26 protein-coding genes are annotated in these 26335 nt (G+C 46.9%); 11 read left to right on the forward strand and 15 right to left on the reverse strand.

Annotation, left to right across the window (positions count from 1 at the left end; translation table 11 throughout):
• Positions 1-12 precede the first annotated feature (12 nt).
• The 8 genes from H8S64_RS15705 to H8S64_RS15740 form a co-directional block, all read right to left on the reverse strand.
• Entirely contained in the window at positions 13-1167 is a 1155-nt protein-coding gene (locus H8S64_RS15705; protein ID WP_186977303.1) for an exo-beta-N-acetylmuramidase NamZ family protein, read from the reverse strand.
• Positions 1168-1170: 3 nt separating this feature from the next.
• Complete coding sequence (locus tag H8S64_RS15710) at positions 1171-2184, reverse strand: DUF4837 family protein (protein WP_186977305.1); 1014 nt, start codon at positions 2182-2184, stop codon at positions 1171-1173.
• A gap of 139 nt (positions 2185-2323) precedes the next feature.
• Positions 2324-3085: a DUF3108 domain-containing protein gene (locus H8S64_RS15715; protein ID WP_186977307.1), complete on the reverse strand. Its 762-nt coding sequence runs from the start codon at positions 3083-3085 to the stop codon at positions 2324-2326.
• On the reverse strand, positions 3082-4998 hold the full coding sequence (locus H8S64_RS15720) for an Ig-like domain-containing domain (protein ID WP_186977309.1): 1917 nt from the start codon (positions 4996-4998) through the stop codon (positions 3082-3084). Before H8S64_RS15720 ends, H8S64_RS15715 begins: the two co-directional genes overlap by 4 nt.
• A gap of 81 nt (positions 4999-5079) precedes the next feature.
• Complete coding sequence (locus tag H8S64_RS22815) at positions 5080-5781, reverse strand: ComF family protein (RefSeq protein WP_186977311.1); 702 nt, start codon at positions 5779-5781, stop codon at positions 5080-5082.
• A gap of 52 nt (positions 5782-5833) precedes the next feature.
• On the reverse strand, positions 5834-6607 hold the full coding sequence (locus H8S64_RS15730; RefSeq protein ID WP_186977313.1) for an energy transducer TonB: 774 nt from the start codon (positions 6605-6607) through the stop codon (positions 5834-5836).
• A 17-nt stretch (positions 6608-6624) separates the two neighbouring features.
• Complete coding sequence (locus H8S64_RS15735) at positions 6625-7854, reverse strand: ABC transporter permease (RefSeq protein ID WP_186977314.1); 1230 nt, start codon at positions 7852-7854, stop codon at positions 6625-6627.
• Between the two features lie 108 nt (positions 7855-7962).
• Complete coding sequence (locus H8S64_RS15740; protein WP_186977316.1) at positions 7963-8196, reverse strand: hypothetical protein; 234 nt, start codon at positions 8194-8196, stop codon at positions 7963-7965.
• A 273-nt stretch (positions 8197-8469) separates the two neighbouring features.
• Here H8S64_RS15740 and H8S64_RS15745 point away from each other — a divergent pair, with 273 nt between their 5' ends.
• The 5 genes from H8S64_RS15745 to H8S64_RS15765 all read left to right on the forward strand — a co-directional run bounded on the left by H8S64_RS15745 (position 8470) and on the right by H8S64_RS15765 (position 12805).
• On the forward strand, positions 8470-9783 hold the full coding sequence (locus H8S64_RS15745) for a pyridoxal phosphate-dependent aminotransferase (RefSeq protein WP_099289950.1): 1314 nt from the start codon (positions 8470-8472) through the stop codon (positions 9781-9783).
• A 211-nt stretch (positions 9784-9994) separates the two neighbouring features.
• Positions 9995-10222 (forward strand): 4Fe-4S binding protein, encoded by a 228-nt coding sequence (locus H8S64_RS15750; protein WP_099289949.1) that lies wholly within the window; start codon positions 9995-9997, stop codon positions 10220-10222.
• Positions 10223-10240: 18 nt separating this feature from the next.
• Positions 10241-11329: a 3-methyl-2-oxobutanoate dehydrogenase subunit VorB gene (locus H8S64_RS15755; RefSeq protein WP_186977318.1), complete on the forward strand. Its 1089-nt coding sequence runs from the start codon at positions 10241-10243 to the stop codon at positions 11327-11329.
• Positions 11330-11332: 3 nt separating this feature from the next.
• Positions 11333-12100, forward strand: coding sequence for a thiamine pyrophosphate-dependent enzyme (locus H8S64_RS15760; protein WP_186977320.1), 768 nt, complete (start codon positions 11333-11335; stop codon positions 12098-12100).
• Positions 12101-12253: 153 nt separating this feature from the next.
• The gene (locus H8S64_RS15765; protein ID WP_099289946.1) at positions 12254-12805 is read left to right on the forward strand and encodes a 2-oxoacid:ferredoxin oxidoreductase subunit gamma family protein; all 552 of its coding nucleotides are present in this window, start codon (positions 12254-12256) and stop codon (positions 12803-12805) included.
• A gap of 39 nt (positions 12806-12844) precedes the next feature.
• On the opposite strand, the gene H8S64_RS15770 is transcribed toward H8S64_RS15765, so the two are convergent.
• Positions 12845-14470, reverse strand: coding sequence for a sodium/sugar symporter (locus H8S64_RS15770; RefSeq protein WP_186977322.1), 1626 nt, complete (start codon positions 14468-14470; stop codon positions 12845-12847).
• Between the two features lie 25 nt (positions 14471-14495).
• Entirely contained in the window at positions 14496-15650 is a 1155-nt protein-coding gene (locus H8S64_RS15775) for a galactokinase (protein WP_186977324.1), read from the reverse strand.
• Positions 15651-15820: 170 nt separating this feature from the next.
• Between H8S64_RS15775 and H8S64_RS15780 the strand changes: the two genes are divergently transcribed.
• A complete protein-coding gene (locus H8S64_RS15780) occupies positions 15821-16807 on the forward strand; it encodes an aldose epimerase family protein (RefSeq protein ID WP_186977327.1) in 987 nt (328 codons plus the stop codon).
• 15 nt (positions 16808-16822) lie between these two features.
• Entirely contained in the window at positions 16823-17269 is a 447-nt protein-coding gene (locus H8S64_RS15785) for a hypothetical protein (RefSeq protein WP_186977329.1), read from the forward strand.
• Here the strand turns inward: H8S64_RS15785 and H8S64_RS15790 are convergent.
• Genes H8S64_RS15790 through H8S64_RS15800 form a run of 3 tightly spaced genes read right to left on the reverse strand, consistent with a single transcriptional unit; the run spans position 17241 to position 20295 of the window.
• Entirely contained in the window at positions 17241-17732 is a 492-nt protein-coding gene (locus tag H8S64_RS15790) for a TolC family protein (RefSeq protein WP_186977331.1), read from the reverse strand. The genes H8S64_RS15785 and H8S64_RS15790 overlap by 29 nt on opposite strands.
• An 8-nt stretch (positions 17733-17740) precedes the next feature.
• Positions 17741-19279 carry a DHA2 family efflux MFS transporter permease subunit gene (locus tag H8S64_RS15795; RefSeq protein ID WP_186977333.1) on the reverse strand — a complete coding sequence of 513 codons (1539 nt, stop codon included), beginning with the start codon at positions 19277-19279 and terminating at the stop codon, positions 17741-17743.
• Positions 19276-20295 carry an HlyD family secretion protein gene (locus H8S64_RS15800; RefSeq protein WP_186977335.1) on the reverse strand — a complete coding sequence of 340 codons (1020 nt, stop codon included), beginning with the start codon at positions 20293-20295 and terminating at the stop codon, positions 19276-19278. The genes H8S64_RS15795 and H8S64_RS15800 overlap by 4 nt, the downstream gene beginning before the upstream one ends.
• Positions 20296-21419: 1124 nt before the next feature.
• Between H8S64_RS15800 and H8S64_RS15805 the strand changes: the two genes are divergently transcribed.
• The 3 genes from H8S64_RS15805 to H8S64_RS15815 are packed head-to-tail and all read left to right on the forward strand — an operon-like array spanning position 21420 to position 23615.
• Positions 21420-21815, forward strand: coding sequence for a hypothetical protein (locus H8S64_RS15805; protein WP_186977337.1), 396 nt, complete (start codon positions 21420-21422; stop codon positions 21813-21815).
• Positions 21812-23116 carry a DUF3440 domain-containing protein gene (locus H8S64_RS15810; RefSeq protein WP_186977339.1) on the forward strand — a complete coding sequence of 435 codons (1305 nt, stop codon included), beginning with the start codon at positions 21812-21814 and terminating at the stop codon, positions 23114-23116. The genes H8S64_RS15805 and H8S64_RS15810 overlap by 4 nt, the downstream gene beginning before the upstream one ends.
• Complete coding sequence (locus tag H8S64_RS15815) at positions 23103-23615, forward strand: IbrB-like domain-containing protein (RefSeq protein ID WP_099289939.1); 513 nt, start codon at positions 23103-23105, stop codon at positions 23613-23615. The genes H8S64_RS15810 and H8S64_RS15815 overlap by 14 nt, the downstream gene beginning before the upstream one ends.
• Before the next feature lie 85 nt (positions 23616-23700).
• On the opposite strand, the gene H8S64_RS15820 is transcribed toward H8S64_RS15815, so the two are convergent.
• On the reverse strand, positions 23701-24807 hold the full coding sequence (locus tag H8S64_RS15820) for a pyridoxal phosphate-dependent aminotransferase (RefSeq protein ID WP_176554859.1): 1107 nt from the start codon (positions 24805-24807) through the stop codon (positions 23701-23703).
• 35 nt (positions 24808-24842) lie between these two features.
• The gene (locus H8S64_RS15825) at positions 24843-25307 is read right to left on the reverse strand and encodes a DUF4268 domain-containing protein (RefSeq protein ID WP_186977341.1); all 465 of its coding nucleotides are present in this window, start codon (positions 25305-25307) and stop codon (positions 24843-24845) included.
• A gap of 325 nt (positions 25308-25632) precedes the next feature.
• Here H8S64_RS15825 and rnhB point away from each other — a divergent pair, with 325 nt between their 5' ends.
• Positions 25633-26238, forward strand: a complete 606-nt coding sequence (gene rnhB, locus H8S64_RS15830; protein WP_186977343.1) for a ribonuclease HII — start codon at positions 25633-25635, stop codon at positions 26236-26238.
• Positions 26239-26335 lie beyond the last annotated feature (97 nt).

Consider the following 26335-nt stretch of genomic DNA (forward strand, 5'->3'; position numbering starts at 1 on the left):
TGAATCAATTTATCAATAAATTAAATATTTCTTTCTTACATCCATAAAGTTCGCCACGTCTTCCTGCCAACCGGCACGGATATCCTCTTCCGTCTTGCCATCCTTGATTTGCTGTCTGACACGGGTATTCCCGACCAACTTGTCAAACAAGGCATTAAAGAAAGGCTCTTTCCCCTCGTACTTCCTGTATGCCAACAATAACCACGCCAAATCCAACCGTTTCATCTCAAATATCGTGTTATATTCTTTGGCCAAGTCCATTCCATAACAAGTCTTCCCCGCACACTTCGGGGTCATGCTCATCCCTTTTATCGGTTTCGGGACATAACTATACGGCATATCTTTCAGGTCGGGATGACCGAAGACTTGAAAAGGTCGCAAAGTGCCCCGCCCCTCGTTAATCGCCGTCCCCTCGAAAAAACAAGTTGACGGGTAAAGCATCACGGAAACCGAATCCGGCAAATTGGGCGAAGGCGCATAAGGCAAAGCAACAGGTTGTTCCCGATTCCACCCCTCACAAGGAACGACTGTCAGATCACATTTCACCTGCCCCTTCAACCATCCTTCTCCATTAATCATTCGCGCATACTCGCCAATCGTCATTCCATACACCACAGGCACCGGGTGCATCCCCACGAACGACACGCATTCTTTTTCCAGCACGGGACCATCCACGTAAAAAGCATTCGGGTTCGGACGATCCATGACAATCAAAGGAATTCCCTGTTCCGCGCACGCTTCCATCACGTAATGCAGCGTCGACAGGTAAGTATAAAAACGGACACCCACGTCCTGTATATCAAAAACCATTACTTCTACCCCTTTCAAATCCGCCGGTTGGGGTTTCTTGTTTTTTCCGTAAAGAGATACTATCGGCAAACCGGTCGTCACATCCGTATCATTCTTTATCGTCTCCCCGGCATCCGCCGTTCCCCGGAATCCATGCTCCGGTGCAAAAACACGAATCACATCAACTCCCTGTTCCCGCAAAAAGTCAACCCCGTGTTGTTCACCCACGCGGGAAGTATGATTAGTCACCACTCCCACCTTTTTACCTGCCAACAAATCACGGTACGCGTCATAACGCTCTATCCCGTTCCGTAAATTCACGGAAATAGCATCCGTACACGCGGATGCTATCACCAACATCAATATCAAATATCTCATCAATTACTTCTTTGTTTCCTGCTGCTGCTCTTTCTCCTTGAAATCGATCACCATCGTGTTCAGTATAGCCTCCACTTGTTTCAGCATATCCCGTTTCTCCTCGTTCGGGTAATAAACGTACCCCATCATGTAGATCACCCGCTGGTGTTCCTCATCCAACACCACGTTCAACACGAACGGTCCCGCCATAAAATCATTCACCACCGTCCACAGTCCCCGAACAGACACCGCATAATGTCCGTTATATTTATATTGCACAAAAGTATAAGGAATTTCCGTGTCCAGCGCCATATACGAACCGTTCCTCGGCCCGGGAATAAACTTCTCCAACTCCTCGTTCACCCGATCCACGATAATCACGTGATTAAACTGGCTCTCGTGCTCGTATTTCTCCGTGAAAAATATAATACCCTTGCTATCTTTCTTGGTTTCACTCGAAATCCACACGAAATCAGTCGTATCCTTATTGATATAATAACCTGTCGGGCAATACAACAACATATCATACTTCTTCTTGAACAGGTTAAATATCCGGGTATCCGCCGTACGCTTGTAGATAGACACCAATCGGTCACGCTCCGCTTTCGCGTAAATACCCAATATCTTCATCTTGTTCTCCTCGAATAATTGTATTGCCACCTTGTTATTCGGGGCAGCAATTTTTATAAACTTCTGAGTTTTTGCCCAAGGACTATCCGCGTATTGCACGTACGCCGAATCAATCGTCGGGGAAATCTTGATTTGCAGTACATTCCGATGCCCCTTCATATTCTTGTCGAAATACATCTCCGGCAAATTCATCACATCCATAATAGGCTCCGCCTGCGGAAGTCCGTCCTGCTCCTGCCCGAAGAAAGCCTTTATCGTATCTCCCACCGGACCGTTCCACACGTTTTTCTCGGCAATCACCAAAACCTGATTAATCTTGCCCGAAATAGAAGGCATCAAATTCTTCGTGGCATTCTTACAAGAACCCAGCACCAAAATCATCGCGAAAACAAATAATATCTTTCTCATAGCATACAATTGAAAATTAAAAATTGAAAATTGAAAATGAACCTACCAAAAACTTCATTTATCTATTTCCCATTATATATATTATTGAAAATCAAAAACACAGAGCAATTTTCAATTCTGCATTTTCAATTTTCAATTGCTAAAATTTACTGTTTGCCTCATCCAGAATCCCTTTCACCGATCCCACGAGGATTTTCGCCTCCACCATCACGGGAATCCTGTACTCGTCATTACTCACCCATACCTTCATATTCTCCCCGCCCTTGAAAACATCTCCGGCAACAAGCAAAGGCGAGAACACGTAACATTGCCTGCGTCCGCTATCCGTCTTCACCTTTTCCAGTCCCAGATAACGGATATATAAATCGTAAATCTTATCATCCAACAATATACGTATGGGAATCATATCCCCTTTCTTGTACTTGTCAAAATCCAATTCACGGGCTTTCCACGCCACGGACAACATATTATACGTGTCCGGTTGCAAAGCAATCGTATCCTTACGCTTATACTTTCCTATCTTATGCACGTCGGACAGAATCCGGTTACTGTCATAATCCCACACGTAATCGAACGTCTTGTGATAATTCCCCTCGTGAGCCTTCCGGGAAAACTCGTAAGGCATATAAGTCACGCTATCATGGTGAGAAATCAACGTATCGCGCAACTTGAACACCCAATCCCACGAGGGATTGGAATACCCCACGGCGAACACCTCCTCCGCGTTCGGGTACTTTTCGGAAGGCTTCACGCTCATCTCCACCGCACCGGCGTTAATCCAGATAAAGCCCCAATTGTAATAGCCCCTGTATGTCAGTTTTTCTATCACGTTGGGCACCTTTCTCTGCGAAACGGCAGGCAGGCTGACGAACAATGTCAATATCAGTATAATTATTCTCATCTATTGCTTCTGTTTCTCCGGTTATCCTTGTTCTCTGTATTTTTCTTTTTACTCGGGTCCTCTCTCTTGTACGTTTTGCTCGCGTCAAATTCCTGCTCCACGTCGAAGTTTTTCTTCAAATTAATCTCCACGGGCAAATATTTTATCTCTTCGGGTTGAATACCTTTCAAGTAATTACCCGTGTCCCACTTCTTGTTACCGTTCCGGTCGAGTATCCCGCGAATCATATATTTCCCCTCGTTCAAATAATCGAACATCACCTTCCCGTCCTTCTCTATCCAACGCTCTTCCAGCACTTTCACTTCCTTATCCCCTTGATAAAGTTGTATAATTATCGGCGTTTGGGCATTCTTCACCTGCACGAAAATCTTCCCGTAATCCTCCTCCGCCTTGGTCTTGAACGTTTTCTCGATCTTATTGTTATATAACCCGTAAATACTATATATTCCCATAGAATCTACAACTAATTTATACTCTGTTTCCGGCTTCCATTTCGTTCCAAGTTCATATCTACGAATCTTCAGGCTATCCCGTTTCATCGTGAAATCAGCGGGTTCCCATATCGTATCCACCTTCTCGAACAAATGAATATTCTTAAACCCGTCTTCGTGAATCGGTCGGTCAAAATCAAAACGAATCCCTTTATTCAAATCGGCCGTTCCGCCAACCCCGACATTCACCTCCATAAACTTGATCTCCGGAATCGTGTCCTTATCCTTCTTACGTCTTCCTTTAGGTTCCGGTTTATCCTTGAAATAGAAACGAGTCGTGTCGGTAAAAAGTTCCCGTTTCCCGAGGGAATCTGAACGCAAATAAGTCACTAACGCCGTTAAAGAATCAATCTTGTACACCAGCGAATCTTTTATCCACAACTGAATAGTATCCCTACCGGCAGAACGCTCTTCAAGGAACCAATCACTCTGATCCTCTTTTTCCAGCAAATGCAACCCGCGCAGACGTACACTCAACCGATTCTCCGCCGGGATACTGAATATAAAATCCAACCGTTCCCTCTCCTTGCGATCCCCGTCCACTAGATACAACTGAGTTTTCTCCTCGTCAAACATCGGGATAAACAAGTTACTCGGTCCGAACGCCGTGTAATCCCTCCGCACGATCGTGTCCTGTGTCAACACTTTCAACTCGACACCTTTCTTTGTACGACGTCCCTCCAATACCACGGTATCGGGACGTATCGTGTCATACACCACTACCGGGAAAGCCATTGTCGTCACCAGCGAATCTATAAAACCGACCTTTTCCTCCTCCGGCATAAACTTGTTATCCCGGTTCGCGTCGTCGATCGCCAGTATCCGGTAGGTCGTATTTTTTATATTCGTCACCCGGAACATTCCTGCGCTATCCGTCCTTGCCACGTAATTCGGCAATTCCAACATGGCGGCAGAATCCGCATGATTCTCGTAAAACAGCACCATAGCCCCCAACACGGGCAACTGCGATTCCATGTCGATCACCTGTCCCGCCAACTCCATCGAATCCAGTTTCGGTCCCGTGGAAAACACGTAACGATAGAACCCCAACGGATTACCCTCGTTATTATCCACGATTGCATCGGCAAAATCCAACGTGTACGTCGTTTCCGGCAACAACGTGTCTTGGAAGGTCACCCGTATATATTTCCCCCGCAGGCTCACTCTCGCTTTCTTCTTCGCCGGGGGCGACATCACGAATTTATTGTTAATCTCCTTGAGTTGCACGTACTCGTCAAAATAAATATCAATATACTTCCCTTTAAAGTTCGTGGAATACGATTCCGGCACCTCCTTGATCACTTTTGGCGGAGTCTCGTCCTTCTCCCCCCCTTGCGGGTATCCCCGGTTCGCGCAAGCATAAATCACCAACGCTATCATCACAGCAACAAAACAGAATCCGTTCCAAAAAATCTTATTCATAGCTCTTCCAAATATTAACTTTACAAAACTAGGGAAAAAAAGCTAAAATCCTCTCAAATTCAGTTTTAAGATTTCAGTTTTTTAAATTTTACCGGCTTTACCGAGACAAGCAACGCTACATCGCACACCCTCTATCTTCCGCAACTCAGCCAGACAAGCCTTGGTGGTCGCACCACTCGTGAGGACATCATCCACCAGCAACACGTGACACCCCCGCAACCGCCCCGGGTCCGTTAAACGGAAAGCCTTCATCACGTTATCCGCCCTTTCTTCCCGGCTCAACCCTGTCTGCGAACGAGTATTCTCCTTCCGTTCAAGCACATCCGGCACAATCTTTACCCCTAAAACCCCTGCAATCCCCGTGCCAATCGCCAACGACTGGTTAAATCCCCGCTCTTTTTCACGTGCCGGATGCAACGGCACCGGAATAACACAATCAATTCCATGTCCCGTCCCGATCCTCTCTCCAAGCATCCGTCCTGCCCACACACCCAACTCCCGCCTCGACTTGTATTTTATGGCATATATCAATTGATGAAAATCACTCTCCCGGTTATACGTGAACAACCAAAACAAATTCTCCGCATCCAACACCTCTTTCATTCTCTCGTCCGCCCCTTCATCCGCCCCCTCGTTCAGCGGCATCCGGCACAAACATCCCGAGCACATGAACCGTTCTCCGCGTACCAACACGTCACCACACACCACGCAAACTCTCGGAAACAACAATCCAACCCCCGACCGCAAATAATCCCAAAATATCTTCCCCAACCTCTTAATCACAAATCCAATATCTTTCAATCTAAAATCATAAATCCAAAATCATAAATTCCCTTCACTGTTTCACGAAGTTATAAGTAATCGTTCCCGCCAGCCTTTCCGGGGCACTCGCATCTGCATTGAACTCCGACCGCAATGCAGCGTCTACCGCCACTTCCCGTAAATTACTATACTGATTTGATTCCTTATCCACGACCTCGGCTTTTAACACCCGCCCTTGTCGGTTCACCACCACGGCAACAACCACCTTCCCCCCGAATTCACACTTGTAAACCGGAATCGGCAAATAAGTCTTGTAACGCCCCTTGATATTATAGGACACGCTACTCTTCCCCACGTACACCGTGGATTGCAACGAATCCAACAGCCTCTGCTTCTCGTCCCGGCTAAAACGAATACTATCCTCCTTGAAATGTTTATTTTTCTCCGCCTTGTAACGATCCCCGTAATCCCCCCGCAATTCTTCCTGTATCTCGTTGATATATTCCTCTATCCGCTCGTGCGATTCCGACGCCTCATTACTTTTCACCGCATCTTCATTTACCGCCATCGAACGCAACATTCTCTCCACCTCTTCATCCGCGCTCTGGCGAGCCACCTCCTCTTTCTTCTTGATCTCCTCCTGTTTCTGCTGAATAATTTCCGGCTCCGGCATATCCAACTCGATCTCCATCTCCACGTGATTCTCCAACTGGGATATCCCCATACTCACCAGACAAATCGCCACCAACAGATGAAATATCACCGTCCCCATCACCCCGTGACGATGCTCGTCCAGCCAGCACAGCAAAGATTCTTTCAGCCCAGAAAAATCAATTCGTTTTCCCATAATACATATATAATATCTCACTCAAATTTTATCGCCTTCACCGGACTGATCTTGGAAATCAGCATCGTGGGAATCACCAGCATCAGCACCGTCACGGCTATCACTCCCGCGTTCAACAAAATCACGTACCCGATACTGAAATTAACAGGCACTGTATCCATGTAATAAGTCACCGGATCAAGATGTAGCACGTTAAAAGCCGCCTGTACACCTGCCAGCACAAATGCCAACACGTTGCCCCACAACATCCCTCGGGCAATCAACCCGGCTGAAATATAAAGGAACAACTTACGCAAAGATACATTTTTGTATCCCAACGCTTTCATGATACCGATAAATGTTGTCTTATCCAATATTAAAATCAACAGACCGGATACCATATTAAATCCCGCCACCGTCACGATCAGGAGCAAAATCACCCACACGTTCATGTTCAACAACGCCAGCCAGTCAAAAATCTGCGGTGCCTCGTCGGCAAGCGTCCGCACCTCGCAATACCATCCCAGCTCGTCAAGCAAGTCGTCCACCTTCTCCGCCATTTCATTCACCTGTTCCACGTCGTCCAACTCCACGGCAATCTTTGACACCTCTCCCGCTTTCCAACCGTTCAAACGAGCCAGATGCCGGACATCCGCCACGACCATCACGTCGTCATACTCCTTGAACCCGGTGTCGTATATACCCGCTACCGTGAACACCCGTGCCCGAGGCGGTTCCTGCACGAAATGCGACGTCACCCGGTCGCCCAACCCCAAGCCTAGCATGGAAGCGACAGAGCGGGAAATCAATATGTCATTCGAGGTCGTCTCCGTTGAAAAATCCGGAAACATCCCCTCCTTCAAATTCCGTTGAAAAAAAGCCGCATCATAACCCGCGTCCACCCCTTTCAGCACAATCCCGTGAATCTCCTCCTTGCTCTTGAATATAGCAGGCTTCTCGATATACCCGTACACGTCCTTCACCCCCTCAACCCGTTTCAATTCCGTCATCAGCGAGTCCGCCCCCCGAATAACGCCCTCATCTCCCGTTGAACCGGGCATAAAAGGCTGCACGTTCAGATGCGCGGTGAAACCCGATAACTTTTCCGTGATCTCCTGCTTGAACCCGGTGATAATGAACAACGACAACAACATCACGCACAATCCCAACGCGATACCCACGATAGCGATCTTCACGATCGGCACCGACACGGACTTCATCGCGTCCCCTTTCAACAACCTACGCGCAATATACCATTCCAGATTCATATAACAATTGAAAATTGAAAATTGAAAATTGAAAATGAAGCCAAAACCCATATCAATATTTCAATCTTCCGGTTTTAATTACGCGAAACTACGAAAACAATAACAGATTCAAAAACTTGCCCCGATTATTTCCGCACCCGAAACAATTTTTGTACAGAACGATTCAACCCCGTTTCCACGGTTATCCCACCGTAATCCTGCCTTTTCCCGCTTACCCCCTCGTTTTACCACACTTACACCATCCGTCCCCAAGGGGGCTGAAAGCTCTCCGGAAGTAGCCTGCAAGAAAGTTGAGGTAGAATTACCATAGGATAACCGTGGGTTTACCCCTTGTCTACCCATACTCTACCTCATCTTCGAAGCATGAACGTACCATGAACGTAAACGAACGTTCATGCTTTGAAGTTAGTTTGTTAATGAAAGCTTTTTAAGGTAGAGAAAGGAGCCGGAGAAGATAGGGCAAACACGCGCCACGTCTACCCCTCCTTTACAGAATCAAACTAAATTACTCCGATGGCTTCAAATTTAAAACGATTTCGGGATATTAAATGACAATTTTTTATTAAACTCGCGTACATGCTAAAAGAATGAGAATAAATCATATAAAATATAATCATGCAGAATAATCTAATTGACAAACAAATCGTTGACCGGAAGCTGGAAGCGTGCGGGATCCGTGACATGGAAGATGCCACGATACGCGACATCGTGAAAGTTGTAAACATGGTTGAAGCCGAATGCGGGGAAAAATTCATCCGCATGGAAATGGGTGTACCGGGATTGGCTCCCTCGAAGATCGGTATTGACGCCGAAATAGAGGCTTTACGTGCCGGATGTGCCCAATTCTATCCCATGCTGGAAGGACACAAGGAATTCAAGGAAGAAGGTTCCAAGTTCGTGAAAAACTTCATGGACATTGACATCAAACCGGAAGGCATCATTCCCACGGTGGGTTCCATGCAAGCCTGTTTCGCCGCCTTTATGGCAGTGACCGAATGCAAGAAGGGAAAAGACACCGTGCTCTTCATCGATCCCGGCTTTCCCGTGCAGAAAACACAGATGCAAGTCATCGGTAAACCGTTCGAGTCATTCGACGTGTACAACTACCGCGGGGAAAAACTCCGGGAGAAACTGGAAGAACACCTCTCCAAGGGAAATATTTCCGCCATCCTGTACAGCAACCCGAACAACCCGGCGTGGATTTGCTTCACGGACGAAGAGTTGAAAATTATCGGGGAACTCGCCACCAAGTATGACGTGATCGTGCTGGAAGACCTCGCTTACTTCGCCATGGACTTCCGCCGTGATCTTTCCGTACCGGGCAAGGCCCCGTTCCAAGCCACAGTCGGCAAATACACGGACAACTATATCGTGATGATCTCCGGTTCGAAATTATTTAGCTACGCGGGACAACGTCTGGGTATCATGTGTATTTCCGACGCCCTTTACAACCGCAAGTACGACAACCTGCACGACCGTTTCGGGGGAATGGGTACACTCGGGTACACGATTGTAAACCGTATCATCTATACCCTGTCATCCGGAACCACCCACTCCTGCCAGTACGCTATGGCTGCAATTCTGAAGGCTGCCAACGAGGGGCGTATCAACATCCTCGACGGGGTACGGGAATACGCCGAGCGGGCTAACGCCATGAAAACACTCTTTACCAAATACGGTTTCGAGATCGTGTACGATCGGGATCTGGAGGAACCGATTGCCGACGGATTCTACTTCACGCTGATTTACCCGGGATTCTCCGGTGGCGAGTTGGCAAAAGCAATCCTGTATTATGGCATATCCGCGATTCCGTTGCGGGATACCGGCTCCAAAAAACAAGGTTTGCGCGCTTGCGTATCCCAAACGGGACTCGAACGCATGCCCGACCTAGAAGACCGGTTGAAACGTTTCGCCGCGGACCACAAATAATTGAAAATGGAGAATTGAATTTTCAACTTTCAATTTTCAATTGATTCAAGCCTTGCAAGAAAACAATTTCGGGATAAAAGCAAAACAATGTTAAAATGGCAATAAACTATTTCAAGATTCAATTTAAGTTTGTAATTTTATCCCGTAAATGCGTTACAAACTAGAAGAGAAATAGAGAATTTATTTATAAATCATAACCTATTATTCAATTATGGCAAAATTTAGAGGCGCTGTCGTCGTTGACAAAGAAAAATGTAAAGGATGCAACCTTTGCGTGGTCGCGTGTCCTACCAAAACTCTTGCTTTGGCAAAAGAGGTAAACGGTAAAGGATACAACTACTCCGAGATGGTAAATCCGGAAGCATGTATTGGATGTGCCAGCTGTGCGCTGGTATGCCCTGACTCGGTAATTACCGTTTACAAAATGAATGTAGAATAAGAATAAAAACTACCAAAAATGGCAGAAGTAAAATTAATGAAAGGGAATGAGGTAATAGCCGAGGCCGCAATCCGTTGCGGATGTGACGCATACTACGGTTATCCTATTACCCCGCAATCCGAAGTCATGGAGACTCTCATGTTACGCAAACCGTGGGAGGAAACAGGAATGGTCGTGTTGCAGGCCGAGAGTGAATTGGCCTCCATCAACATGGTATACGGTGCCGCCGCTTGCGGTAAAAAAGCTATGACATCTTCATCCAGCCCCGGTATGTCGCTGATGCAAGAAGCACTCACGTACTTGGCAGGAGCCGAGTTACCGTGTCTGGTCGTGAACGTTGTACGCGGAGGCCCAGGATTGGGAACCATCCAACCGGCACAGAGTGACTATTTCCAAGCAACCAAAGGTGGTGGTCATGGTGACTATCACTTGATCGTGCTTGCTCCCGCTTCCGTGCAAGAAATGAATGATTTCGTGGGTCTTGGATTTGACCTCGCTTTCAAATATCGCAATCCCGCCATGATCCTTGCCGACGGTGTTATCGGACAGATGATGGAAAAAGTCCAATTGAGCGAACCCAAAGCCCGCTGGACAGAGGAAGAGATTGAAAAAATGTCCGACAGTTGGGCATTGACCGGAAAGAAACCGCATCGTTACCACAACACGGTTACTTCTCTTGAACTTGACTCTTACAAACAAGAAAAGTTCAACCACAAACTTCAGGCTAAATACAAGGAAATGGAAGAGAACGACGTTCGCTTCGAGGAGATCCAATGCGAGGATGCAGACTACCTGCTCGTGGCTTACGGATCAGCTTCCCGTATTTGCCAAAAGGCCGTACAACTGTGTCGTGAAAAAGGAATCAAAGTGGGTATCCTTCGCCCGATCACGCTTTATCCTTTCCCGAAGAAAGAAGTGGCTCGCCTGTCAAAACAAGTTAAAGGTATCTTGACTGTAGAGATGAGTGCCGGACAAATGATTGAAGACGTTCGATTGAACGTGGCAAACCATGACATCCCGGTAGAACACTACGGACGTTTCGGGGGTGTGATCCCGACACCGGAAGAGATCGTTGAAGCACTTGAAAAACAAATTATAGGAGCATAAGCTATGTCAGTAGAATTAAAAGATATAATAAAAGAGGAGAATATTGTTTACAAGAAAACTCCCGTGCTTACCGACAACGTGATGCACTACTGCCCGGGATGTTCCCATGGCGTGGTTCACAAAATCTTGGCGGAAGTGATCGAAGAAATGGGTATTCAGGACAAGACCATCGGTGTATCTCCGGTAGGATGTTCCGTGCTCGCTTACAATTATTTGGACATTGACTGGGCGGAAGCAGCTCACGGTCGCGCACCTGCCGTTGCTACCGGAATCAGCCGCATTCACCCGGATCGTTACGTGTTCACGTACCAAGGTGACGGTGACTTGGCATCTATCGGATGCGGGGAAATCATGCACGCTTGCAACCGTGGCGAAAACATCGTGGTGATCTTTATCAACAACGCTATCTACGGTATGACCGGGGGACAAATGGCACCGACCACCCTTCTGGGACAGGTTACCGCTACCACTCCTTACGGACGTGACGCCAAGTTGAACGGATTCCCGATGAAATTGACCGAATTACTCGCTCAATTGGACGGAACTTGCTATGTAACCCGTCAGTCGGTACATACCCCGGCTAACGTGCGCAAAGCAAAAGCCGCTATCCGCAAGGCATTCGAGAATACCCGGAAAGAAAAAGGTACTTCTTTCGTGGAAATCGTCGGTACTTGTAACTCCGGTTGGAAAATGACCCCGGTTGACGCCAACAAGTGGATGGTTGACAACATGTTCCCGAAATACCAGTTAGGAGACATCAAAGATAATTGAAAATGCAGAATTGAAAATTGAAAATGAATATCCTTCAACTTTCAATTTTCAATCGCAGTTTACAAATTAGACGAATTAAAACAATAACAAGAAACTTGAAGATTGTCAATAATCATTTTCAATTTTCAATTTTCAATTTTCAATTTACTAATTATGACAGAAGAAATCATTATAGCAGGATTCGGTGGGCAAGGAGTTCTTTCCATGGGAAAAATTCTCGCTTACTCCGGAATTATGCAAGATCAAGAGGTGGCATGGATGCCGTCTTACGGTCCTGAAATGCGCGGTGGTACTGCCAACGTAACCGTCATCCTGAGTGACGAGCGCATCAGCTCCCCGATCTTAACCAAATATGATACTGCCATCATTCTTAACCAACAATCAATGGATAAGTTTGAGAGCATGGTAAAACCCGGTGGTGTCTTGATCTACGACCCGAACGGTATTACCCACAATCCCACGAGAAAAGATATCAACATCTACAAAATCGAGGGAACAGCCATCGCGGCTGAAAAAGGTAACCCGAAAGTATTCAACATGATCGTTCTCGGTGGCTTCTTGAAAGTAAAACCGATCGTGAAATTGGATAACGTGGAAAAAGGGTTAGCAAAATCATTGCCCGCCCGTCACCACAAGATGATCCCGATGAACATCGAGGCTATTCAAATGGGAATGGACAACGTTGAAGTTGTAAACCAACTATAAAAACAAAGCCCCGCTCCGGCGGGGCTTTTTAATTCTCTCCTACCAGCACAACGTATATATCACCGCCAAAAGAATACAGATAATATAGGCACAGATATTAAATACTTTATCTGTTTTGAATAACTCGGAAGTCAACACCAAGCCTTTCGGGTCATCGTCGGTTTCACAGGTTGCCAGACTAACCATACCGATTGTTACCATCGTCAACAGGAAGGTGTACATCATCTGATCGAGGAATGGCATTTGTATCGGCAAGAATTTCAGCAACAACGCTACCGGGATAGAAACCAGCACCCCGATAATGGCTCCCCGGTTGGTCGTTTTCTTCCAGAACAATCCCATCAGGAACACTGCCAAAATACCGGGGCTCACCAATCCCGTGTACTCTTGAATATACACAAACATCTGATCGAAATTCGCCATCAAAGGAGCGATAAAACCGGCTATAATCAAAGCCGCAGCAGCAGTTAACCGTCCCACGTTTACCAACTTCTTGTGGGAAGCACCGCGATTTATGTAAGGTTTATAAATATCCATCGTGAAAATGGTAGACGTGGAATTTAACATGGAAGCCAACGAAGACACGATCGCCGCCGCCAAAGCCGCAAGAACCAATCCTTTTAATCCCGTGGGAACGAAAGTTCCGATCAGCCACGGGTAAGCCTTGTCATTACCACCCGTCATCTCGAACATCGCCGTTACCGAGGGATCTTTTGTCTCCGTGTACATCACGAAAGCCACGATGCCCGGAACAACCACTATCAACGGAACGATCAATTTCAAGAATGCCGCGAAAGCAATTCCCCTCTGGGCTTCCTTTAATGACTTCGCCGCCAGTGTACGCTGGATGATATATTGATTGAACCCCCAGTAATACAAATTCGCTACCCACAGACCTCCTACCAGAACGGCGATTCCGGGCAAGTTCTTAAATTCCGGGTTATCCTTGGAAATAATCATGTGAAACTTGTCCTCTGCCGTATCCACCACGTGCTTGAAGCCTTCCACCACTCCACCGCCGGGCAACACGTTATCCAAGGCAATCAAAGTTGTAATCACACCGCCGATAATCAATAAAGCGACTTGAATCACATCCGTCCAAGCCACTGCCGACAGTCCCCCGTATATGGAATAAGCGGCCGCCACGAAAGCAAGGCACACGATGGAAGGGATAAACAAGTCCCCGTTGCCCGTACCGATAATCGTGTCTATCGCTTTTGCCCCGAGAAAAAGCACGGATGTCAAGTTGACGAAAACAAACAAAGCAATCCAAAAAACGGCAAGTATCGTTTTCAAATTCTTGGAAAAACGCTTCTCCACGAACTCCGGGATGGTGTATAACCCTTGCTTGATAAAAACAGGCAGGAAAAACTTACCCACGATAATCAACGTCAAGGCGGCCATAAACTCGTAGGAAGCAATAGCCAACCCCACGGCAAAGCCCGAACCGGACATCCCGATAAACTGCTCGGCAGAGATATTAGCCGCTATCAGAGAAGCCCCGATAGCCCACCATGGCAATGATTTACTAGCGAGGAAATAATCCTCCGTTGTCTTTTGTACGCCTTTCTTTCCCCTCGAAACCCACAAACCCACGGCAATAATCATAACGGCATATAGCCCGAAAATGAGATAATCCCAGAATTCAAAATTCGTGTTCAACATCTTTCCAATTATTTAGGTTTGTACTTTAGTAAACTTTCCGCACCCCGTCGCCGATATCCGCCACGTAGAACTCGGCATTCAAACCGATCTTGTCATGGTAAATCCCGGCAAGCCTCTCGATAAAATCCTGCACGTTATCCTCTTGCACAAGGCTCACCGTGCAACCGCCGAAACCGCCGCCCGTGATACGGGAACCCAACACACCGGGCAGTTTCTGCCCCTCTTCCGCCAGAGTATCCATCTCCCTGCCGGTGACCTCGTAATCCTCTTTCAACGAACGATGCGAGTCGTTCATCAATTGCCCGAAGCCAGTCAGATCACCTTTTTGGAGCACCTCGATCGCCTCGTTTACCCGTTCGTTTTCCGTCACGGCGTGACGAGCCCTTCTATACACCGTATCGTTCGGCATAAGATACGCCAGTTTCTTGAATGTCACGGGACTGAGATCGCAAAGGTGAGCGGTTTTCACTTCCCGGTTGATAGCCGCCAACGCTTGTTCGCACTCGCTTCTCCGTTCGTTATATTTGGAAGTCACCAAATCGTGATTCTTGTTCGAGTTGGTGATCACCAATTTGTAGCCGTTAATATTCAAGGGTATCAAATCGTAATCCAACGTGGCACAATCCAGTGCGATGGCATGTTCCTTCTTTCCCATTCCCACGGCAAACTGGTCCATAATCCCGCAATTCATCCCCACGAAATCGTTTTCCGCGTGCTGGGACATTTTTACCAGCTCGACCGTGTCTAAATTCGCTCCCAGCAGATCATTCAGCATATACGCCGTCACCACCTCCATCGAGGCGGAAGAAGAGAGCCCCGCACCACCGGGAATATCCCCGAAATACAATATATCGAAACCCCACGGGTTGAATCCCCGGTTCGCAAATTCTTTCATGACGCCCAAGGGATATTTCACCCACTCGTTCGGTTTACCCGTGAAAGCACTTTCATCCAGCACGCCCTGATACGGCAGATTCATACTGGCAAAACCGCTTTTACGATCACCCCGACGGGCAACCGATAAATAAGTCCCGAAACTCAAGGCACAAGGGAACACCCGTCCCCCGTTATAATCAATATGTTCTCCGATCAGATTCACCCGTCCGGGGGCAAAATAAAGATGTTCCGCCTTTCCCCCGTATATCTCTTGAAATCCCTGTTCCAACACGCTTGTATCCATGGTGTAGAATTTAAAATTTAGAGTTTAAAACGACACGTAACAAGAGCTTTGACAGCTTTTGCACGACCATTGTTTACAAAGTTAAAGTATTTTCTTTAAAATTTTGACAGTACATGAATGAAAATCGTCGTCTATTGCTTACTTTTATGACTCGATAAAAATCACGAACCATGAAACTGAAAGAATATATCTTGAAAAACGAGTGCCTTGAGATTCATGTCTGTAACCTCGGCGGAATCATCAAAAATCTATTTGTCCGTGATTGCAAATGGAAGCAGACGGACGTCGTACTCGGGTTCGATACTGTCGAACAATACGCCGAGCCCGCATACCTGAATAATTACCCGTATTTCGGCGCACTTATCGGACGCTACGGTAACCGGATAAAAGATGCCGCTTTTGAAATAAACGGGCAAACATTCTCTTTAGATAAAAACGACAACGGGAATTGCCTGCATAGCGGTTCGGCAGGATTTGACAAGCGAATTTGGGATGTCGAGCAACCGGATGACGAACACTTGATCCTTCGCCTTACCGATCAAGACGGAGAGGGCGGTTTTCCCGGGACATTGGATGTCACCGTACGGTACTCGATAGAACAAAACGTGTTTCGGGTCATTCACGAGGCAACCTGCGACAAAGCCACCCACGTGAACCTCACGCAACATCCTTACTTCAACCTCAAACCGGATGACGAGAATATAGGAAATCACGAGTTGCACCTGTATTCCCAACGCTATCTCGAAACAACTCCCGATTTGATTCCCACGGGCAATATCCTCCCTGCAGAAAACAAGTACGCTTTCAATTTCAACAAACCGCTTTTCCTTGCCTTACAGGAAGACGGGTTGGACGATTGCTACGTGTACGGGGACCTCGGTGTACCGCAACTCATGGCTGAATTGTCCCACCCGAAGAACGGGATCTCGCTCACCATTCTATCCGACTACCCCGGACTGCAAGTATATACCGGCAAACACATCAACGTGCCAAACGGTAAAAACGGTAAACATTACGGGGCTTATTCGGGCATTGCCCTAGAAACACAAATGTTCCCCGACAGTCCTCATCATCCCTCGTTCCCCGCGACATTACTCAAGCCGGGCGAGGTGTATCGTCATAAAACGGTTTACTCGTTCAACTGCTTTAACGTATAAGAAAAACATACAACTATGAAAACAGCTATTACATCTATTCTGGTTTTACTTTCTCTATTAACTTTTGGTGAAAACAAATGGACATTTACCGCCAAGGACAAAAAAGTTATAGAGAAAGCGGTTTCTGAAATCCCGGACTCCACTCGTCAACGTTTTGAAAAACGATATAAAGACTGGAAACATGCTTGCGATACAAATCACAGAGTAAAATTAAGCAGCCGCTCTGATGCTTCCAAAGAAGTTGAAGAATATAAAACCTTGATAAAAATGGGTGACATCATCCTTCCACTGCTAATACAAAAAATGAGTGAAGATATTAGCAGAAATTTCTTTGACTTAGTCCCGTACAACGAACTGCAAAAAAATACAGACTTAAAAATAAACGCGCTCATGTCCGAACAGGACAAGGCATACCAGACGGTATTATTCTGGATTATGGATAGATTATCGTCCTCCCGATAGCCACCATCAACTGATAGTACATGAGCGTGTAATTGATTTTTTCCTGTTCCAATTGCAGTTTGGTATTCGTGACATTGGTAGAACTGGTTAGCAATTCGAGATTCGTGATCGCACCTTCCCGATAGTTCACTTCCGCTTGGCGATAGGCTTCCTCCGCCACCTTTACTTGGAGTGCAAGCAATTCTATTTTCGTTCTGCAGGAATGAAGGTCGTTATAACAGGCGACTATCTCGTTTTCCACTTGTTTTTCCAACAAACGGATAGCCGCATCGGCTTGAGCCGTGCGGGACTGACCGATGATTTTTTCACTCCGGCGGTTACCGCCATCGTAAATGGGAATGCGCAAAGTAACACCTGCGGTATAATTCATCTTCAAGCGGTCAAGATGGGGCTGGTAACCGTTTTTAGCACCTGCCTGAAAAACAGCCGACAACATTACAATAACAGATAATATACGTCTCATATAATCATTCATTTTGTTTTCAAAAAGAACATGGGAATAATCGCAAGTATCGTGATCACGAATGCCACGTAGAATACATCGTTGATCCCGCTGATATACGCCTCCATATCCACGTGTTCGAGAATATATTCTTTCGCATAACTGACCGACTCGGAATGTCCCAATCCCCCGTTAGAGGCAAAGAAACGGGCTAACCCGTCAACCGTATTCGAATAGGTCTGCCCCGTGTAAGCTATCGCCTCGTGATAGCGTTCCGTGTGATAAGTCTGTCGTTGAGTCAACAAGTGACTGAACATCGCCACGCCGAAACTTCCCCCGATTTGCCGCACGATATTCGTGACACTCGATGCCTGTGCCATCTGCCGGTTACCGATTTGCCGGAATGACACGTTCAGCAAAGGGGGATAGAGGATACCCAACCCAACACCCCGCAAATAAAGACTCACCATAATATACCATTTGTCCGTGAGAAAGGAAAACGAGTAGTTCATGTAGAAACTGCTACACAGGAGTATCAGCCCGGTCATAATCACAATCTTGGGATTCACCCACCGCGTCATATTTCCCGCCATGGGCGACGCCACCGCCTGCAGGAATCCCACGGGCAAAAAGAATAACCCGGTCTGGTAAGCCGAATACCCCAGTGAATCCTGCATGTACAAGGGTATCAAGAAAGTACTCCCAAACATCCCGATACCGAAAATAAACACGATCAAGTTCGCCAACGAGAAATTATGATCCTTGAATATCTTCAAGTTAATCATGGGATTCTTCACGGTCAGTTCCGTGTAAAGAAACAACACGAAACTCACGACCGCCACCCACATACACCCCAACACGAGGGGACTGGACCACCCTTTCGTGTTCGTGCTCGACGTCACCTCCGACAACCCGTACAGGAATACCGGCAGAAAGATCGCCGAAGTGATAAACCCGGGAATATCAAATTTTTTGCTCACTCCCGTCTTGTACTCCCGTTGCACGATCAGCGTGTATATAATACTGAATATCCCGATAGGTATATTCACGAAAAAGATATAATTCCAGTTCAGGTTATCCACAAGATATCCCCCGATAAGCGGCCCGAACGAAACGGACGCCGCCGAAGCTATCGCCCAAAAACCGAGTGCCATCCCCCGTTGCTCAACGGGAAAAACGGTCGTCACGACCGCCATCCCCACGGGCATCAGCAACCCGCCTCCCACGCCTTGGATAATACGCCAGAACACGAGTTCCCCGATAGCCGTGGAATTCCCGCACATGAACGAACCGACGGTAAAGACCACCAACGAGAAAACAAAGATGCGCTTGTACCCGAAACGGTCAGACAACCACCCCGCCGCCGGAAGTATCGTTGCCATGGAGAGCATATACCCCGTGAGAATCCACTCGGCACTATTCATCGAAGCCCCGAGCGTACCCATAATCACGGGCAGTCCCGTGTTGACCACCGTCGAATCGAGTACCGCCATAAAGGTGGTAAGCATCACGTTAAGCAACACGAGCCATTTATAACTTCCTCCCCCGGCAACAGCAGTTTCGCTCATTCCTTCACGATTTTAACGGTTGCCGACATTCCCGATACCAGTTTGACCCGGGCTTTCTGCCCGTCGTCCCCCTCCACCTTGTCAATAGAAATCTTCAGAGGAATACGCTGCGTCACTTTCGTGAAATTACCGGAAGCGTTATTCGGCGGCACGAGAGCGAACTCCGACGCCGTGTTATCCCCGATATAATACACCCGCCCCTCGAAAGTCAGTTTGTCGTAAGCGTCCAGCGTGAATTGGGCTTTTTGTCCCAAGTATATCTCTTTAAACTTCGTCTCTTCAAGATAAACCGCCACCCAGATATCCGTTCCCCGGTTCAAGGTAAACGCCGTCTGTCCCGCCTCGAGCATATCCCCCGGCAACACCCACCTCTTGCCGACGATTCCGTCAGCGGGAGCCACCACCCGATAGTATCCCAACTCCGCGCGTGCCGAGGCAATCGTCGCCTCCACGGCACGTATCGCCGCCTCCGCGGCTTTCAATTCCGCCTCGACCGCGGGGAAACGGTCACGAGCTATCTCTGTCTGCAATTTCGAAGCTTTCCATGCCTGTTCCACGTCTTGATATTTCTCGAGCGGAATCACGTTACGCTCGTACTGCGCCTTCGCCCGTTGATAATTCTCGAGGTTCAACTGTTCGGTCAACCGGGCAATATTCAACTCTTTACGAGCCGTCACGAGGCTCACCCGCCGTGAGGCAAGTTGAGCCAATTGCTGTTCTCTTTGCGCTTCTGCTTGACTTACGCGAGTCAAAGCAATGCTATCGTCAAGAGTCAGCAGCAGATCTCCTTGCCGCACGGAATCCCCCTCCATCACGTACAAGCGGGTCACCTGCCCCATCACCTGTGACGAAACACCGATCCGGTACGTGTCGAGATTCGCGTCATCCGTGCTAATATACTTCCTGTAATTCAGCCACCATAGAACAACAGCAACAATGGCCACGATAATAAAAATAATCAAGAATATAATTTTCTTCTTCTCTCCTTTCTTGGAGACTCCTACTGCATCTGCCATATATCGTATTTAGTTTAGTTAGAATACCTCATATAAACGTAGGGCAAATAATTTAGTTATAATAAATTCCACCCGATCACGAACTTTCCCTCTCTAAAGACGAATCTTATCTTAAAATTTAAAATACAGATTCCAGCACATGGAATGTAAAATTACAATACCGGCTATCAAGAATTACGGTATCAATAAAGCCGGCAATATTAAAAACAAATATAATAGTCCAATATTACACCAAACTATTCAACGAAAATTCTTAATATTATCAAATATACTCGTGTAACACAACCAATAAACGGACACTTCCAATTTCACCTAAATACCGATATATCAAATATTAAACTATCAACCACCACAATTACACGTTAAGATAAATAATACCCCTCGCTAAAAAAAATGCCGAATATTGACAATTTTATATGCTTATTGTTGCGAATAACAAAAATTATTTATTTCTTTGTTATCCAATATTGACGCTATTTCGTCAAAAGAGCGTTCTTTGTTACATTGACTTTACACGGAAATTGCCGCTTATTCCCGTTACTTTTGGGATATGTCATAGTTTTGACTCAAACTGTTAAAAGCATGAAGTGAAATGAATATCCACTTTCAGACAAACTAGAATTTTCAAAAATCGGCGTGATGCTGAGTTGGTGTAAAGCAAAGACAGAGAGTGCGGTGGAAGATTGCTAGGGTCTTCCACCATTTTTAAGGATACTTTAATTTGAACTATACACCGATCGGGAAGTTTATTGCACAACACAATAACTTCCCGGTTTATTTTTTATCACGCAACTTGGAAAACCACAGGCATCATTCACGGTCGGTGAATTTTATTTTCACGAATATTATGGAGCATGTATATAAAGATACGAGATATTTCACACCTTATCAAAATGAACAAATTTACGCTGAAAACGGACACTATTATTTTACCTTTAAAACAAATGAATACATAGCCGCACAGCATAGAAGAAGTCAAATTCACTTTCAAAAAAGAATACCGCACACACCCAGACCTCTCCGGCACTCGTCAAATACCCGGTAAATATTTCATTGAAAGGTTTTTTTACCATCATTTTGAATCATTGCCAATCTTTATTAAATTTGCCAGAAAGAGTTCGGCAATGAATATAGAAAAATTACATGGAACGTCAACCCGGTTGTATCAACTCGTGGCTCCACTGGTGATGAGCCCTCCCGTGCTCCGCCAGAACAACAATTATCCTTTCAAAACCTCCGACCACCACGTGTGGTTCGTGGCATTGGAAGAGGAAAAAGTACGCGGCTTTATGCCCGTCGAAGTGAAAGACTCGTGCGTATGCATCGACAACTATTACGTGTCCGGTGAAAATACCACGTTGTTATCCATGTTTGCCCGGAAAGCGATCGACGAATTTTCCGGGGAAAAACCCTTGTACGTGATTTCCCACACTCCCCACGCGGATACGTTCCGCGCGTGTGGATTTACAGTCAAGAAAGAATGGAAACTGTATGTAAAGATGATACACGAACCGAAATGAGAAAAGCCAGAAGTGTATATGACGCGGTACAGGCACGATTGGAGCGGATATTCTCCGACTTCGATTATGTCTACGTTTCCTTCTCCGGTGGGAAGGATAGCGGAGTTCTATTAAACCTGTGTATCGATTATATCCGTCAACACAGGTTGAAGCGAAAACTCGGGGTGTTTCACATGGACTACGAGGTACAATACCAAGAAACCATTCGTTACGTGGACCGGGCTTTGGCTGACAATCCCGATTTACTGGAAGTTTACCGGGTATGCATTCCCTTCAAGGTATCCACCTGTACCTCCATGCACCAGCGTTTCTGGCGCCCGTGGGAAGATGATTTACGACACCTTTGGGTGAGGGAAATGCCACAAAACTGTTACCGGAAAGAAGACTTTGATTTCTACACGGAAGACATGTGGGATTATGACTACCAGAACAAATTCGCGGAATGGATATATCGACAAAAAGGAGTCGAGCGCGTTTGTTGTCTGATCGGTATCCGCACGCAGGAAAGCTACCACCGTTGGCAGGCAATACATGGAGCTAGAAATTACCACAGTTACAAGCACTTGAAATGGACTCACCGGATCAGTAAAGGCATTTACAATGCTTACCCCATATTCGACTGGCAAACCACGGATATATGGACGGCGAACGGCAAGCACGGCTGGGACTACAACCACCTTTACGACTTATACTACCAAGCCGGGGTTCCGCTCGAACGCCAGCGCGTGGCAAGCCCGTTCATCTCGCAGGCATTACCCAGCTTGAAACTCTACCGGGCAATCGATCCCGACACGTGGGGCAAAATGGTCAGCCGCGTGAACGGGGTGAATTTCACCGGCATATACGGCGGCACCACCGCCATGGGATGGCAATCCATCACCCTCCCCGAAGGCATGACATGGGCTGAATACATGAAATTCCTGCTCTGTACCCTGCCGGAAGAGACCCGCCAGAATTACTTGAACAAACTCTCCACGAGCATGGAATTCTGGCGCAAGAAGGGAGGATGCCTTGCAGAAGAAACCATCGCCAAATTACGTCGGATGGATATCCCCATCACGGTCGCCGAAAGCACGAACTACAAGACCGACAAGAAACCCGTGCGCATGGAATATCAAGATGACGTGAATATCCCCGAGTTCAAAGAACTTCCCACGTTCAAAAGGATGTGCATCTGTATCTTGAAGAACGACCACGCCTGCAAGTACATGGGATTCGCCATGAATAAAACCGAGAACGACCGTCGCAAACGCGTCATGAATAAATATAAAGCATTAATGGACAGCTATGGAAAACTTTAACAGCCCCGTTTACAAGGTAATACCCGTACCCATCGACAAAGTCGTCGCCAACTCGTACAACCCGAACGTAGTTGCCCCGCCGGAAATGAGCCTGTTGGAACTCTCCATCTGGGAAGATGGCTATACTATGCCCGTTGTATGCTATTACATCCCGGAAAAAGACATCTACGAGCTGGTGGACGGCTACCATCGCTACAAGGTCATGAAAACCTCGCAACGCATCTACGAGCGCGAACACGGTATGCTCCCCGTCGTGGTTATCGACAAGGATATTTCCAACCGTATGGCATCGACCATCCGCCACAATCGCGCCCGCGGCACCCACAGCATAGAACTGATGACCGAAATCGTGACAGAACTCACGAAAGCCGGCATGTCCGACAGCTGGATTCTCCGCAACATCGGTATGGATAAAGATGAACTTCTACGTTTGAAACAGATATCGGGACTTGCGGAACTCTTTGCCGACAAGGAGTTCACGCTGACGAAAGAAGACTGAATTGATTTAGTGATTTATGATTGACGATTCAGTGATTCCAGCCGCACGGGGCGTACACGCAAATTACCACCCCGTGCGGCTGGCATCACTGAATTTCATTAAAGTACTTCACGAGCTTCTCGTGCGGCACGGACACGCAAATCCGGGCAAAGCCTTTCGCGTACTCCTGTTTTGTCTTCGTGAAGAAATCAAGTCCCACCGCCCCGATGTAATGATCCATTAACTCCTGTTCACCACGATTCACGATAACGAAAATACCTCGTGGGCTTGTTCCATGATAAAATTCTTCGGCAAGAAAACCCCGCTCCCGCAAATAATCGATATTCAAGGCAATATCACGCGTCGTGCGCTCCTTGAAAGCCGTCACGGCGGCACGTCCCTCCGGTGTTGTCAACAAACGCAACACCAGTTCCTGAGCGAAACCGTTAATCCCGTTCGTGTTATACATCACGCGCACTTCCAATTCGTCGTGTAACTCCTTGTTGCAAGTATGTACGAAACCCAACCGCTGCCCGCTTAACCCCACGGACTTGCTGAAACTCTCCGTGATAATCACGTTCTCCATGTTTATCAACCTCGTATAATAATCATCGGTAGCATCCATGTACAGACGGCGGTACGGGCAATCGTGAAACACAACCACCCCTGCATCGTTCAACGCGCTGATAATAGCCAATTGCTCCCCGTCGTCGTGCTTATCGCCAAGCGGATTACTCGGATCACTGATCAACACGGCATTTCCCCGTAACTCGTCAATCATTCCCGTCAAATCGGACTGATTATCATACCCCACACTCTCGATACCGCGAATCTTCAACATCTTGAAATAACACCCCCAGTAATAAGTCGGCAGATACAACCGTCCGATATTTACCGTCTGCGCCACCAGATCGAGCGCATGCATTCCGCCCGCCGTAATCAATATATTATCCGGGGAAGACTTCCCCATGAAAAACTCATCGTTTATCGCTGCCCGCAACTCCGGTCGTCCGGCACCATGCGGGTACACCTGTATTTCCGGCGAATTGAAATCAATACCTTTCACGACTTCCGTCAAGTCGATATTTACCACTTGATTCACACCCCTGTTCAACGGTAAATACTCCTTCCCGTTCTTCCGGGAAAGCTCTTTCAGCGTCTCGCCCAACTGTACTATACGGGAAAGCACCGCCCCACTCTTGTTGATTTTCATTGTCATATTATTTCTTAAATCCTTCAATCGTAAATCTAAAATCTCGAATCCTTCAACCTCTCGTTAATCAAATCCCGGTACTCGTAATAAAGATCTTCCAACAAGGGCATCTTCTCCGCGAAGAAAGCGTATATCCGTTCGTGATCTTCCGTCCGGTAAAGATTCACCCCCGGCAACTCGAAATAAATAGCACTCACCTTCTGTCCCTCGATTCCGGTGTACTCCTCTTCCCATTTCAACTCTTCGCCGCATTCCGCCCGAAACAGAGTTTGATATGACAATATACACTCGTACACCTCGAACCGACGCAACTCGTTCCTGTGGTCAATCTGAAACAACACCAAAGCCTTTTCCCGATCGACATAAAACTTCAGTTGCACCGACGGGATTTTCACCCCCGTCAGTACCCACTTCCGGTAAATATGCTTCCGCTTGCAATAACGCTTGAAGCCTTCCCAGAATTTCACCCGAATCTCTTTCGCTTCCTCTTTCGTGAACATCTTTCCTGATTTAACCTTATTTACCCGCGAATATAGGAAAAGTTTGCAAATTGTCATTTGCAATAGGGCGAATGCGTCAAAACGCTTTTCGCCCTGTTTGTTAAAAGTTTGTAAAGTCTATAAAGTTCATAAGGTTTATGGACCCTAGCGGGCGCTTTGTCCACGGCAGCATAGCTGCCAGCAAACCTTATCCGAAGGATGCCCGTTACTTTATGAACTTTATAAACTTTAGGAGCCGAAAGCTCAACTTTATAAACCGACTTATGAACTTTATTTGTATATTTGCCCGAACGCTACTTGTAGCCTTAAACTTTTAGATTACTGTATGCTGACATTAAAATACTATTCGGACAAAATAGAAGCCGGTTGTGACGAGGCTGGAAGAGGTTGTCTGGCGGGTCCCGTCTTCGCCGCGGCAGTCATTCTGCCGGAAAACTTTTCCAACGAAATGCTCAATGACTCGAAACAACTCTCCGAAAAAAAACGGAACGAATTAAGAATAATCATCGAGCGGGAAGCTCTCGCGTGGGCAGTCGCCGCCGTGGACAACGAGGAAATAGACAAAATAAACATCCTCAACGCGTCTATCGAGGGAATGCACCGGGCATTGGCTCAATTGAGCGTCACCCCCCAGCACATTCTCGTGGACGGCAACCGTTTCAAACCTTACGGGGGCATCGAACATCATTGCATAATCAAAGGTGACGGCAAATACATGGCAATCGCTGCCGCCTCGATACTTGCGAAGACTCACCGGGACGAGTACATGCAACAATTGCACGAACGCTACCCCGTGTACGACTGGGCAAGTAACAAGGGCTACCCCACCAAGAAACACCGGGAAGGCATCGCGACACACGGTATCACCCCGTTTCATCGTCGCAGCTTCACCCTGCTTGATCCCCAGCTAACCCTAGACTTTAATATTTAAGATTTATGAATTACGATTTACGATTAAAAACAGCATTCATCAACTGGAAGGTATTATCTAATCCAAAATCATAAATCAAGAAATCTAAAATCTACAA

Origin of the sequence: Butyricimonas hominis (assembly GCF_014287455.1) — a bacterium.
In the GTDB taxonomy this organism is placed as follows: Bacteria; Bacteroidota; Bacteroidia; order Bacteroidales; family Marinifilaceae; genus Butyricimonas; species Butyricimonas muris.